Below are 12,297 nucleotides of genomic sequence, written 5' to 3'. Positions count from 1 at the left end.
CGTCGTTTCCCGTCTTACTTGGCCGCCTCCAGCAGGCCGGCCCGGACCGTCTGCGTGGCCTTGACCAGGTTGCGCAGGGACTCTTCGGTCTCGGCGTAGCCCCGGGTCTTCAGGCCGCAGTCCGGGTTGACCCACAGCTGGCGGGACGGAACGTGCTTGACGGCGGTGGCCAGCAGCTCGGTGACTTCCTGCTCGCCCGGAACACGCGGCGAGTGGATGTCGTAGACGCCCGGGCCCACACCGCGGCCGAAGCCGTGCGACTCGAGGTCGTGGACAACCTCCATCCTGGAGCGCGCAGCCTCGATGGAGGTGACGTCCGCGTCCAGCCCGTCGATCGCGTCGATGATCACGCCGAACTCGGAGTAGCAGAGATGGGTGTGGATCTGCGTGGAGTCGGCGGCGCCGGCGGTGGCCAGGCGGAAGGAGTCAACAGACCACTTCAAGTAATCCGCCTGGTCCGCCCTGCGCAGCGGGAGCAGTTCGCGCAGGGCGGGCTCGTCCACCTGGATGACCTTGATGCCGGCAGCTTCCAGGTCGGCGATTTCGTCGCGCAGGGCCAGGCCAACCTGGTTGGCGGTCTCGCCGAGGGGCTGGTCGTCGCGGACGAAGGACCAGGCCAGGATGGTGACGGGGCCGGTGAGCATGCCCTTCATCGGCTTGCTGGTCAGGGACTGGGCGTACTTGGCCCACTCAACGGTGATGGGGGCGCTGCGGGTGACGTCGCCCCAGAGGATGGACGGACGCGTGCAGCGTGAACCGTAGGACTGCACCCAGCCGTGGACGGTGACATCGAAGCCCTCGAGGTTCTCGGCGAAGTACTGGACCATGTCGTTGCGCTCCGGTTCGCCGTGCACCAGGACGTCGTAGCCGAGCTCTTCCTGCAGCTCCACCACACGCTTGATTTCGTCCTTCATCAGCTGCGCGTACTGGTCGTCGGTGAGCTCACCCTTGTTGTTCCGGGCGCGCGCCGACCTGATGTCCGAGGTCTGGGGGAAGGAGCCGATGGTGGTGGTGGGCAGGGGCGGCAGGTGCAGTGCTTCCTCCTGCGCCGCTTCACGGACCGCATAGTCGGAGCGGGTGAAGTCGGCTGCGGTCAGTGCCTCGGTGCGGGCCCGGACGTCAGCGCGGTGGACGCCCTCTGCGGAAGCGCGGGAAGCGATCACGGCGGTTGCCTGGTCAATGGCGGCCTTGGCGGAAGCGGGGTCGGCCAGGTAGGACGCGAGGGTTTTGACCTCCACGGCCTTCTGGTCCGAGAACGCCAGCCAGCTGCGGAGCTGCTGGGAGAGCTGTGTCTCCTCCTCGACGTCATGGGGAACGTGCTGGGTGGAGGTGGACGTGGAAACGGTGACCCTGCCGGCAGCTGCCGTCAGTTCATCCAGCTTGGCAGCCGAAGCGGCGAGGTCGTTGCGCCAGATGTTGTGGCCGTCCACGACGCCGGCAACCAGGGTTTTGTTGCCCAGCGCGGCGAGTGCCGCTGCGGAGGCGACGGCGCCCTTGAAGACATCGATATGCAGGGCGTCGATGTTGGTGGCGGCGAGGGTCCCAAGCTGTCCGTCGAGGGAACCGTATGGGGTGGAGACGAGGATCTGCGGGCGGTTGGCCGCAGCGGTGAGGACCTCGTAGGCGCGGGCCACGGCTGCTTCGATTTCGACGGCCGGGGTGTCCTGGTCAACAACGAGTGCGGGCTCGTCGAGCTGGATCCAGCCGGCGCCTGCTTCGGCGAGCTTTTCGAGCAGCTGCACGTAGACGGGCAGGATGTCTTCGAGGCGGGACAGCGGCGCGAAGCCGGCGGGGGCGTCGTCGGAAGCTTTGGACAGCAGCAGGTAGGTGACCGGGCCCACGATGTAGGGGCGGGTCTCGATGCCGTTGGCCAGCGCGAAGGCGAACTCGTCAACCTTGGCGGTGGACGCAAGGGTGAACTTGGTCTCCGGGCCGATCTCCGGAACCAGGTAGTGGTAGTTGGTGTCGAACCACTTGGTCATCTCCAGCGGCTGCTGTTCCTTGTTGCCACGGGCCAGCGTGAAGTAGCCGTCGATGTCCAGCTGGCCCCCGGCGTTGAGGAGCTTGCCGAACCGGGCCGGTACCGCGCCAAGGTGCGCGGTGGTGTCCAGGACCTGGTCGTAGTAGGAGAACGTGCCCGGGACCGCGGCGGCTTCGGTGAGGCCCAGTTCCTGCAGGCGTTTGGCGATGCTGAGCTGGATGTCCTTGGCGGCGGCGTCCAGGGCGCCGGCGTCGATCCTGCCGGCCCAGTAGGCCTCAACGGCCTTCTTCAGTTCGCGGCGGCGGCCGATCCGCGGGTAGCCGAGGAGTGAAGCTGCCGGAAACGGCGTGCGGGCGGTGTTCTGTTCAGTCATGGGGTTACTCCTGATGTCGAGGGCGTGCGCGGATGAACGCAGCACGGATGAACGCGGCGTGTACGAACGCTGCGTGGGTGAAGGAAAGCTGGTGAGGTGGGCGCCGGTCAGCTGGCGAGCTGGCTGCGGGCGATCGATTCGCGGCGGGTGCCGGGACGGCTGCGCCGCGGCAGGGCCAGCTTGTCCAGCACTTCCAAGGCACTCTGGTGCTCGTTGAAGGTGTAGATGTGGATGCCGGGTGCACCCGCATCAAGGGCGGCGTTGGCCAGGTCAACGGTGGCGTCGACACCAATGTGGAGGCGTTCGAGGTCGGAGTCCGCTGCGGCCAGGCGGGCCATCAGTTCCGGGGCGGGTTCCACGCCCGTCAGCTGGCCCAGCCGGTTCAACCGGCGGAGGCTGGTCAGCGGCATGACGCCCGGGATGATCGGGATGGTCACCCCGGCACGGCGGGCCCGGGTGAGGAGGTCGGCGTACTGCCTGGTCTCGAAGAACACCTGGGTGATGGCGAAATCCGCGCCGGACCGCTGCTTGGCAAGCAGCACCTCGACGTCGTGCTCCTCGCTGGGCGACTCCGGATGCCGGGTTGGGTATGCCGCCACGCCCACTGCGATCTTTCCTGCGCACAGCAGGGCCGACCGGCGCTGCTCCACGCGGCGGATGAGTTCGATCAGGTCCTGGGCGTACCGGAGCGAGCCCGTGGCCGGGGCGCTGGCGTCCTTGGGAAGGTCTCCGCGGAGGGCGAGGATGCCCCGAACCCCGGTGTCCAGCAGTTCGCCGACGATCGCGGCAAGTTCCTGCGGCGTGTTGCCCACGCAGGTGAGGTGGGCCAGCGGCCGCAGCGTGGTTTCCAGCAGGAGCCGGTTGATGAGTTCGACGGCGGTGTCCCGGTTGGATCCGCTGGCGCCGTACGTGACGGACACGTAGTCCGGTTCAGTGGCTTCCAACTCGCGGATGGTGGTCCAGAGCGTCTCCGCTGCCGCGGGAGAGCGCGGCGGGAACAGCTCATAGGAAAGCGCCACCGGAGCGGTGTCGGAGAGGTTGGGATGTGCGTCAATCAGGCTTGGTGGTGACATTTGCGTCCTTGGCTTTGGGCCATTGGGGGTTCCCTGCCACGAAACAGGACAGGAAACCGGCAATGAATTTGAGTTTGGGGAACACGGAGGGACTCCACGAGGACGCAGCCGCGACTGTTACGCCTTGAATGAAGTAGTCCGTGAGCAAATGTCAGGCCCACATGGGGGCACCCACACCCTCCGGAACGGAGGATCGCTGACACGTTACCGCGGTAACTTGTCTATGACTCTATGGGGCCGGGCGGGGCCGGGACAAGTCGGGGCCGAATTAAGACGCACTTTTACGGGCTGTTTCCTGCGGCGGCAGAATTTTCTTCGCCTGGCGGGGTTCCTACCAAGGGCGGTCCGGCGCCGTGCCAGTGCCGCTGTCCAGGTATTCTTCCCGTTCGCGCCCGCTGTTCCGCTCCCGCTGGGCCTGCCGTGAATTCTCCTGGAGCCGGTCCAGCTGGCTTTGCTGTGCAGCCGCTGACCCGTCCTGCGGGGATTCATTTCCCGGCGCATCCTCCGGGTCCTCCGGCCGTCCGGCGGCGCCAAGCTTTCCTTCCAGCCGTTCCCGCGCTTCGGCCAACCTCCTGTCCGCTCCTGCTGCCGCGTCCGGGGACAGGCAGCCTTCCGGTGCCTGCCCGGCGGTTGCCAGTGCTTCGTTGAAAAGCGGAACGGCCGACGACGGGTCCCCGGCCTGGAGCCGCTGGTCGCCCAGGCGTTCGGTCACCAGGACAAGGTTCACCAGGACCAGGCATTCATCGCCGGCTCCGTCCGGGACCAGTCCCAGCGCCTGTTCGAACAGGGCCTTCGCCTCCCCATAGTCACCTGCCAGCACCGCGGCGTCACCGGCAGCGAACGGCGCCTTGTGCGGTTCCACCAGGTTGGCCAGGCCAAGGCCCTCTGCTGCGGAATCCACGGCGGGCGCATTCCCTGCCGCAAAACCGGTCGCGGCACGGTCCGCAAGAACATTGAGGCTCAGGAGTTTGGCGGCGACGCACAGCAGCAGCATTACGGGCACCGCCGACCAGAGGAGCAGGCGTTTCCTGCGGGCCCTGGCAGTCACCGGTCCCCTCCGCTGCGGCGCATGCGGGGCAACCCGCACAGCTGCCGGACGATGCCCACCGCCTCCGGCAGGGCCAGCAGGAAGGCGCCGGCGGCGAAGATCCAGTACAGCTCGGCTGCGGCCGCCGTCGGGCCGTCTCCATCCGCACGTTCCACCCTGCCGGGGCGTGCCTGCTGCATCATGTCCCCCACGGGATCGCCGGCGGCGCGGTGGACGTAGGGCACGCCGAGCTGGCCGGCGATGGTCCGCAGCCTCCCCTCGTCGATGACCGACAGTGCGTCTCCGCTGGTGCCGGCGCGGTTGTCCTGGACATACGTGCCGCCGTCGTCCTCCTGCCCTGAGTTGTCCTGTCCTTTGTTCTCCTGTCCGGTGATCTTCTGTCCGCTGTTCTCCTTCATCCGGCCGCCCGCCGCCGTCCCGTAGCCCAGCACCGCTCCCCCGGCCACCAGGCCGCCGTCGAATGTCATTGCCCCGGGTTCCCTGCCGCTGGTCTGTTCGCCGTCGCCCAGGTAATACACCAGCCGGGGCCGGCCCGGATGGCCGTCCCTGGCGGCGGCCAATTGCTCTGCGAGCACCTGCCTCGCCGCGGTGATGCTGCTGCCTTTGGCGTACGCAGTCACCTGGGGTTCCAGGACATCCGTGATGGTCTCGAGTGCCAGCGTATCCGTGCTGAGGGGCATGCGGACGTGGGCGGTGGTGTCGAACGTGATGACTGAAAAGCGGGCGCCGGGCAACTGCCCGGCGATGGCCATGATGTCCTTCCGGACGCCTTCCAGCCGCGGGCTGCCGTTGCCGTAGTCCTCGGCCACCATGCTGGTGGTGGTGTCCACCACGAAGAACACGTTGAGGTCGGCGGCGGCAGCCTGGACCGATCCGCCGGGCAGGCCGGGCCGCAGGGCGGCTGCCATGACCAGCAGCACCACGGCGCCCCGCCGCAGCCACCCCCTACTGCCGCGGCGGCCCCGCTGCAGCCGCCACAGGACTGCGCACAGGGCCAGGGCGGACAACAGCCCAGCAGCCAGCGGCAGGTCAGGTACCTCCGAGAACACAGCACGCGGCGCGCCCTGGATGGCCGCCGTTTCAGTTCTCTCCACGGCGGTGACTATTCCGGCCACGGCAGCAGGGCTGTCCAGGGCGTAATACGAGCCGCCCGTGGACTCCGCTGCCGCCCGGAGCTGGGCACCGGGCTGGCCGGTCCCGCTGCCATAGTCCAGGTCCCCCGGGTTCAGCGCGTGGACGTGCACCGATCGGTCCTTGGCCAGCCGCGCCGCCTGGTCCAGGGTCATGATCGGTTCACCGGAGAGCAAGTTGTCCGTGGCCAGCACCACCGACCGCGAGCGCCGGGGAGCGTTGCTTCCCGCAGCGTCGGAGCCGGGAAAGCTGTTGATGCACGATGCCAGGCCGTCGCCTATCAGTGACGAACCCCTGCCGCTCCATGTGCCGTCGAAGAATCCGGAGCTGCCCTGCTTGCCGTCGAACGCGTCCCTCGCGAGGTGGAGCTGCTCCTGGGCGTAGTGGTAGTCGTCGGTCAGTGGAAAGACCTGGATGGCGGTGCTGTCAAAGATGGTCAGGCCGATCCGTTCACCGTCGAACTCCCGTGCCAGGCCGGCAAAGACGTCCGCCACTGCCGCGTCGGCACTGCTCATCGATCCGGAGGTGTCCAGGCAGAGCATGATGTCGCGGTTGTGCTGCTCCGGACGGAGGGTGGACACGTCAAGGGGGCGGGCCGCCGCAACCGCAGTGGAAACCAGCAGCACGCCGCAGGCGGCACCGGCCAGGACCAGCCACCGCCGGTGCCGGCGAAGGGCTGCCTGGTATTCGGGCAGCGCGGTCAGCCTGTCGGCGTGGGCAACCGGCCGCCGTCGTCCGTTGGACAACCGGTTGCTGCGCAAGGCAGCCCATACCGCCGCTCCTGCGGCAGCGGCCGCAACCGGCAGCAGCCACCAGAACATCAGCTCCACGAGCGCACCGCCGCCGAAGCTTTTGCTGCGGACACGCTCACGGACTGCAGCGGACCGGGGCCGAATTCAGCGGGGTACAGAGCTTGGACGACGTCGGCCGCCGCCGGGAGCGGGTGGCGCGCCAAATCGTGGTGCGTCATCCTGGTGGCGTCCACTCCGGTTGCATCGCGGACGAACCCGCGCAGCAGCAGGCTGAGCTGCTGGTGCGCTCCGCGTGCCTCGAGATGCCCGGCCGCCGCTGCCTCCTCCACCTCGTTGATGCGCTGAAGGTAGGCGGCTTTGAGGGCCGGCAGGTCGGTCAGGGCGGACCTGCCGGGCGCGGAGCTGCGCCGCGCTGAGCGTTCCGCCTTGCGGGTGGAGGCAAACATGTAGGCGTACCACCCGGAAACCAGTGCCAGGAGCGCTGCGCCGCACCACAGCCAGGCGGGGCTGTACTGCAGCGGGCCATAGAATCCGGGATCAGCCTGCACGCCGGTGCCTCTCCAGCAGGGCGAAGAGACCCGTGATGACGTCTCCGCTGCCTGCCACCTCCCCCTCAGTAATCCCCGCGGCCCGGAGCATGGCCCTGCGCGCCGCGTCGCGCTCTGCGGTGGCCCTGGTGTAAGCGGCCTTCACCGCGGCGGACGCAGCAGGCTGCCATGGCAGCAGGGCGGAATCGGCCACGCTGCAGTAGTCCACCTCCGCGCTTGGAACCTGACCGGTCAGGGGATATGGTGCCAGGTCTGCGTCCCTGACGGTCAGCCAGAGGATCTCGTGCTGGGCGCGCAGCCTGCGGAGGAGTTGGGCCATGGCATCGTCTGCGGCAATCTCGTCCGCGACGACGAACAGCAGGTGGCGTCCCTTGATGGTGCGCGCCGTGTACTCGAGCTGTTCCTGGATCCGGCTGGGCGCCGCGTCGAGGCTCGTGTGGGAGTCCACGTGCCCCAGCAGCCGCTCCAGGTGGGCCTCGCCGCCCTTTGCGGGCAGGGAACGCGTGGCCGTTGAATCACCGCAGACGAGCCCCACCAGGTCCCCGTGCCGGTGGGCCAGGTAGCCAAGGACCCCCAGGGCGAGCACGGCAATGTCCTTCTTCGCCTCCCCTGACCGGGCCTCCGCCGCCATGTTGCGCCCGGTATCGGTGACCAGGAGGACAGTCTGCCGGCGGACGGCGGCGTAGCGCCTGATCAGGGGTGAGCCGTGGCGCGCGGTGGCCTTCCAGTCAATGTCGCGCACTTCGTCCCCGGGCACATAGCCGCGCAGGTCATCGAAGTCCAGGCTGCGGCCCTTGAACACCGAACCGTATTCGCCGTCGAGCATGCCGCGGGCTTTGCGGTGGGCGAAGATGGCCATCTTCGATTTCACCCGCTGGAGGAGGCCGGCCATAGGGGTTCAGGGAGTCTGGACAGCGGCGACGACCGCGTCGATTACCGATTCCACCGGAACCTGTTGGGCCACCGCGTCAAAGTTCAGGATCAGGCGGTGCCGCAGCACCCGATGGGCCAGCGCCTTGACGTCCTCGGGAATGACGTGGTCGCGGCCGTTCAGCAGTGCCACGGCGCGGGCGGCCTGGCTGAAGGCGATGCTCGCACGGGGGCTGGCGCCGAACTCGATGAACCCGGCGAGCCGGGCGTCAATGTACTGGGCCGCGTTCCGTGTCACGTACACCAGGCCCACAATGTAGTTGATCACCGCCGGGTCAATGTAGATGCGCCTGGTCAGTTCCTGGATCTCCAGGATGGCATCAAGGGAAGCGGCCGCCGCCGGTTTCTGTTCCGGCGTGAAGACGCCGGCGTCGATCCGGGCGATGATCTGCGCCTCTTCCGCAGGACTGGGGTAGTCCAGGACGTCCTTGAGCATGAAGCGGTCCATCTGGGCCTCGGGCAGCTGGTATGTACCCTCGTGCTCGATGGGGTTCTGCGTTGCCAGGACCAGGAACGGCGACGGGAGGCGGTAGTCCTGGCCGCCGATGGACGTCTGGCGTTCCTGCATCGCCTCCAGCATGGCGCTTTGGGTTTTGGCGCTGGACCGGTTGATTTCATCGAGCAGGACGATGTTGGCGTGGACCGGCCCCAGCTGGGTGCGGAACGTTCCCTTGGCGGCGTCGTAGATCTGGGTTCCCACAATGTCGCTGGGCAGCAGGTCCGGGGTGCACTGGATCCGGCGGAATTCGGCGCTGACGGCTTCGGCCAGCGTTTGGGCCGCAGTGGTTTTGGCCAGTCCCGGTACGCTCTCAAGCAGGATGTGGCCGCCGGTCAGCAGGCCCACCAGCAGCGATTCCCGCAGCCGGGACTGGCCCACCACCTTGGCATCGAAACTGCGTGCGACGCCGGCGGCCACCCGCTGCGCCCTGGCCAGCTCCGCAGGCTGGATTCTTGCGGGCACGCTGGTCGAAAGCACTGGATCTCCCCCTGAAGACGGTGATGGGCGCGCGGTCCGGAAGGCCGTGTCCCGCCCGCCATCCTATCCAAGCCCGGCGCCCGGAACCCGGCAATGGGCACCCCTCCCCATGCGGGGTCTGCAGGTCTATCCTTTTGCCATGATCGAGCTTCCAGCCACCTACAAGGAATACCTCGCCGACAAGAGCCAGATGTTCATCGATACGGTCCGGCCTGTCCTGATGCAGTCTGCGGCGGAAAAGCTGCACGGTGTCCGGGTGGTGTACAACCCGGGCTCCACCGGGCACCAGGCCCACCTCGACGACACCCTGCCGTTCGGCGTGGTCTTTGAGGACATCGACTAACCCCTGACTGCGCCCGCAAGGGCCAGCGAGTTGCCGGAGCCGCGTGCCACGAAGACGTAGAGGGCCAGGACCGGGACCGAATAGAGGATCGAGAATGCGGCCAGCTGGCCGTAGGCCACTGCCCCGTGCTGGCCGAAGAAGCTGAAGATCGACACTGCCGCCGGCTGCCGGCCCTCGGACAGCAGGAGTACGAACGGAACGAAGAAGTTCCCCCAAGCCTGGATGAACACAAAGATGAACACCACACCCAGGCCCGGGCGCATGAGCGGAAGCACGATCGATCGCAGGGCGGCCAGCCTGGAGGCGCCGTCCACCCAGGCCGCCTCCTCCAGGGCCAGAGGCACGGCGTCCATGAAGTTCCTGGTCATCCAGATCGCCATCGGCAGGCTGGTGGCGGCCAGGAAAAGCACCGTGGCGGGCAGGGAATCCAGCAGGTGCAGCTGCACGAACAGTCCGTAGACCGGCACCATGATGGCGGTAACGGGAAGGCAGGTGCCAAACAGGATGCCGTACAGGAACGGCTTGTTGAACCTGGACTGGTAGCGGGAGAGCGGGTACGCCGCAAGCACGGCCGCCGCCAGGGTAACCGTTCCGGTCCCCGCGGACAGCAGCAGGCTGTTCCACAGCGGACGAAACAGCAGTTCGGGGGTCAGGACGGCAGCAAAATTGTCCAGGCCGGGCTGCTGCGGAACCCTGGTGCCGTGTCCGGCGGCCGGATCCACGGAACCGAACACCAGCCACAACAACGGCAGCAGGAAGCAGGCGCCAATCAACACCAGGACCGCGTCCGCCCACGCGTTGCCCCGGGTACGGCCGCGCCTGGGCTGCACTCGGCGTGGACGGCTGGGGCTGGGCTGGCCGGGCTGTTGCTGCGGGAGCCGCCGTCCCGCCCATTTCGGTGCAGTCACGGCTTCTGCTCACTGAGGAGGCGGAGATAGGCTGCGCCAAAGACGGCGCCGATCAGGATGAGGACGGACGCCACGGCGGTGCCGTAGCCGATGTCACCGAATTTGAAGGCTTCCTGGTAGGCCAGGACAGGCAGCGTGGTGCTGCCGTTGGCCGGTCCGCCCGCAGTCATGACCCAAATCAGGGTGAAGACAGCCAGGGTCTGCAGGGTAACCAGCATCAGGTTGGTGGCGATGCTGCCCCGGATCACCGGCAGCGTGATGAACGCCAGCCGCTGCCAGGCACCGGCCCCGTCCATGTGCGCGGCCTCGGTCAGCTCTGCCGGTACGCCGTTGAGCGCTGCCCGGTACACCAGCATGGAAAAGGCGGTCCCGCGCCACACGTTTGCCAGGATCACGGCGGCCATGGGCACGGTGTAGAGCCAGTCGGTTTCCCCCGCACCGAAGCGGCCCAGCAATTGGTTAAGCGTGCCGTCGCGGCTGAAGAAAGCATAGGCGGCGAACGCGGCCACGATTTCCGGCAGGACCCAGGCGGCCACGACGGCGGTGCCAACAGTTGCCGAGACCATAGGACGTGCGCGGCGCATGAGGACGGCGAGGGCCAGTCCCAGCACATTCTGGCCCAGGACTGCCGAGCCTGCGACAAACAGGACCGTCAGCGCCAGCGAGAGCGGGAAGACGGGGTCCTCCAGCAGCCGCTGGTAGTTCTCCAGCCCCACCCATTGGGGGTTCCTTGCGTTGCGGCCGGTCAGTCCGGCGTTGGTGAGCGAGGCGTGGAAGGCCCACAGTACCGGGCCGGCCAGGAAGACGAGCAGCAGCAGGACGGCAGGCAGGACGGGCAGGTAGCGGAGCAGCTGCCGTGTCCGGTGGTGGGCCGCCAACGCTACTTCCGGACGGTCTTGTCGCCGCCCACGATGCCGGCCACGGCTGTGTCATAGTCGGCCGCTGCCTGTTCAGGGCTCCTGCTGCCGGTGATCACGGCCTCGGTGGCTTCCTGGACGGCAGCGGAGATCCGCGGATAGTCGGAGGTGGCAGGCCGGAATCTGGTGACGGCCACCAGGCCGGACACGTCCTTCACGAACGGGTTGGCGGACTGGTAGGCGGGGTCGGCGGCCACGTCGGTCCGGACGGCGATCTGTGAGCTGGCCACCGTGAAGGCCAGCGAGTTCTTGGCATTGAGTGCCGTGGTGAGGAAGTTGAAGGCAAGGTCGGGCTGCTTGGTTTCCGCCCCGACGGCAAGGGTCCACCCGCCGGACATGCTGACCGCGCCGGGGGCGCCGCCGTTCTGCGTCGGGAACGGGGCCACGCCCATGTCCTGTTCGTAGCCCGGCCACGCGTAGCTTCCGCCGGCCTGCCAGAACGACGGCGCGTAGGAGCCTTCCACGGTCGCCCCGAGTTTTGCTTTCGGGAACCATTCACCGAACACCTTCTTCCAGATGTTCGGGTCCAGCGCCTCGGCCGGGGCCACTGCGAGGTTCTCGCCGTAAAGGGTCTTGAGGAAGGTCAGCGAGTCCTTGAAGCCGGCAGACCCAACGACCCACTTTTTCGAATCCGTGTCATAGAGGCTTGCCCCGGTTCCATAGAGGAGCTCATAGAAGCCCTGCATCACGGTCCCTTCACCTGTGCCCTTGCCGGCATACATGTTGAAGGGGATCACGTCCGGGTTGGATGCCTTGATCTTCCTTGCGGTGTCCAGGATGTCCTGCCAGCTGGACGGGCGCCACGGCAACCCAATGCCGGCGGCCGCAAAGACCTTTTTGTTGTACCAGATGGCCCTGGTGTCGGTGCCCAGCGGCACCGCGTACGTGCCGCCGTCGTCCGCTTTCCCAGCCTCCTTGGCGCCGTCGCTGAACTTGTCCCAGTCACCCCATCCGGCCAGCCGGCTGTCCAGCTTCAGGAGGTACCCGGCGTCCACGTCGGAGCGGACCTTGAAGGTGTCTTCGTAGAAGACGTCCGGAGCAGTGGCAGGCGAGCGAAGGGCCAGGGCCAGCTTTGTGCCGTAGTCGTCGTCGTTCGCCTGGATGGGCTGCAGTTCGATGGTGACGCCCTGGTGTGCGGCTTCGAACTCTTTTTTCGCATCCTGGAACATGGTGTCCAGGGTCTTGAACGAATCCGTTTTCTGGTAGGCCACCTTGATGGTCTTGTTTCCCTCGGCTGGGTTTCCGGGAGTGCAGGCCGCGAGGGCAAGGACCACGGCGGCCAGCAGGGAGACGGTTTTCGATGTCCGGCGAAGCATG

The 12,297-nt window shown here is 67.5% G+C and carries 11 protein-coding genes; 1 reads left to right on the top strand and 10 read right to left on the bottom strand.

Features of this window, described 5'->3' with window-relative positions:
• Positions 1–14 precede the first annotated feature (14 nt).
• The 7 genes from metE to AC6JAM_RS17650 all read right to left on the bottom strand — a co-directional run bounded on the left by metE (position 15) and on the right by AC6JAM_RS17650 (position 8,812).
• The gene (gene metE, locus AC6JAM_RS17680; protein ID WP_497935338.1) at positions 15–2,354 is read right to left on the bottom strand and encodes a 5-methyltetrahydropteroyltriglutamate--homocysteine S-methyltransferase; all 2,340 of its coding nucleotides are present in this window, start codon (positions 2,352–2,354) and stop codon (positions 15–17) included.
• A 107-nt stretch (positions 2,355–2,461) separates the two neighbouring features.
• Positions 2,462–3,427, bottom strand: a complete 966-nt coding sequence (locus AC6JAM_RS17675; protein ID WP_018769440.1) for a methylenetetrahydrofolate reductase — start codon at positions 3,425–3,427, stop codon at positions 2,462–2,464.
• 331 nt (positions 3,428–3,758) lie between these two features.
• Entirely contained in the window at positions 3,759–4,475 is a 717-nt protein-coding gene (locus AC6JAM_RS17670) for a hypothetical protein (protein ID WP_321165884.1), read from the bottom strand.
• Positions 4,472–6,427 (bottom strand): vWA domain-containing protein, encoded by a 1,956-nt coding sequence (locus AC6JAM_RS17665; protein WP_056390635.1) that lies wholly within the window; start codon positions 6,425–6,427, stop codon positions 4,472–4,474. The genes AC6JAM_RS17670 and AC6JAM_RS17665 overlap by 4 nt, the downstream gene beginning before the upstream one ends.
• Entirely contained in the window at positions 6,427–6,906 is a 480-nt protein-coding gene (locus AC6JAM_RS17660) for a hypothetical protein (protein ID WP_497935336.1), read from the bottom strand. The genes AC6JAM_RS17665 and AC6JAM_RS17660 overlap by 1 nt, the downstream gene beginning before the upstream one ends.
• Positions 6,896–7,798: a DUF58 domain-containing protein gene (locus AC6JAM_RS17655; RefSeq protein ID WP_018769444.1), complete on the bottom strand. Its 903-nt coding sequence runs from the start codon at positions 7,796–7,798 to the stop codon at positions 6,896–6,898. Before AC6JAM_RS17655 ends, AC6JAM_RS17660 begins: the two co-directional genes overlap by 11 nt.
• Before the next feature lie 6 nt (positions 7,799–7,804).
• A complete protein-coding gene (locus AC6JAM_RS17650) occupies positions 7,805–8,812 on the bottom strand; it encodes an AAA family ATPase (protein WP_018769445.1) in 1,008 nt (335 codons plus the stop codon).
• Positions 8,813–8,921: 109 nt separating this feature from the next.
• Between AC6JAM_RS17650 and AC6JAM_RS17645 the strand changes: the two genes are divergently transcribed.
• Positions 8,922–9,155, top strand: a complete 234-nt coding sequence (locus AC6JAM_RS17645) for a hypothetical protein (RefSeq protein WP_018769446.1) — start codon at positions 8,922–8,924, stop codon at positions 9,153–9,155.
• Here AC6JAM_RS17645 and AC6JAM_RS17640 read toward each other — a convergent pair.
• The 3 genes from AC6JAM_RS17640 to AC6JAM_RS17630 form a co-directional block, all read right to left on the bottom strand.
• On the bottom strand, positions 9,152–9,985 hold the full coding sequence (locus tag AC6JAM_RS17640) for a carbohydrate ABC transporter permease (protein ID WP_018769447.1): 834 nt from the start codon (positions 9,983–9,985) through the stop codon (positions 9,152–9,154). The genes AC6JAM_RS17645 and AC6JAM_RS17640 overlap by 4 nt on opposite strands.
• A 74-nt stretch (positions 9,986–10,059) precedes the next feature.
• Positions 10,060–10,941 (bottom strand): carbohydrate ABC transporter permease, encoded by an 882-nt coding sequence (locus AC6JAM_RS17635; protein ID WP_134164662.1) that lies wholly within the window; start codon positions 10,939–10,941, stop codon positions 10,060–10,062.
• A 2-nt stretch (positions 10,942–10,943) separates the two neighbouring features.
• A complete protein-coding gene (locus tag AC6JAM_RS17630) occupies positions 10,944–12,296 on the bottom strand; it encodes an extracellular solute-binding protein (protein WP_497935334.1) in 1,353 nt (450 codons plus the stop codon).
• Position 12,297: the final 1 nt, after the last annotated feature.

Source organism: Arthrobacter sp. GmRoot5-12 (assembly GCF_059739365.1).
Note: the sequence above shows the minus strand (reverse complement) of the source record. Positions and strands in the feature narration are given on the sequence as shown.

Coding starts and splice junctions, on each gene's coding strand:
- AC6JAM_RS17645 (WP_018769446.1), top strand. CDS start 8,922: ATGCGGGGTCTGCAGGTCTATCCTTTTGCCATGATCGAGCTTCCAGCC.
- AC6JAM_RS17665 (WP_056390635.1), bottom strand. CDS start 6,427: ATGTTCTGGTGGCTGCTGCCGGTTGCGGCCGCTGCCGCAGGAGCGGCG.
- AC6JAM_RS17630 (WP_497935334.1), bottom strand. CDS start 12,296: ATGCTTCGCCGGACATCGAAAACCGTCTCCCTGCTGGCCGCCGTGGTC.
- metE (WP_497935338.1), bottom strand. CDS start 2,354: ATGACTGAACAGAACACCGCCCGCACGCCGTTTCCGGCAGCTTCACTC.
- AC6JAM_RS17675 (WP_018769440.1), bottom strand. CDS start 3,427: ATGTCACCACCAAGCCTGATTGACGCACATCCCAACCTCTCCGACACC.
- AC6JAM_RS17655 (WP_018769444.1), bottom strand. CDS start 7,798: ATGGCCGGCCTCCTCCAGCGGGTGAAATCGAAGATGGCCATCTTCGCC.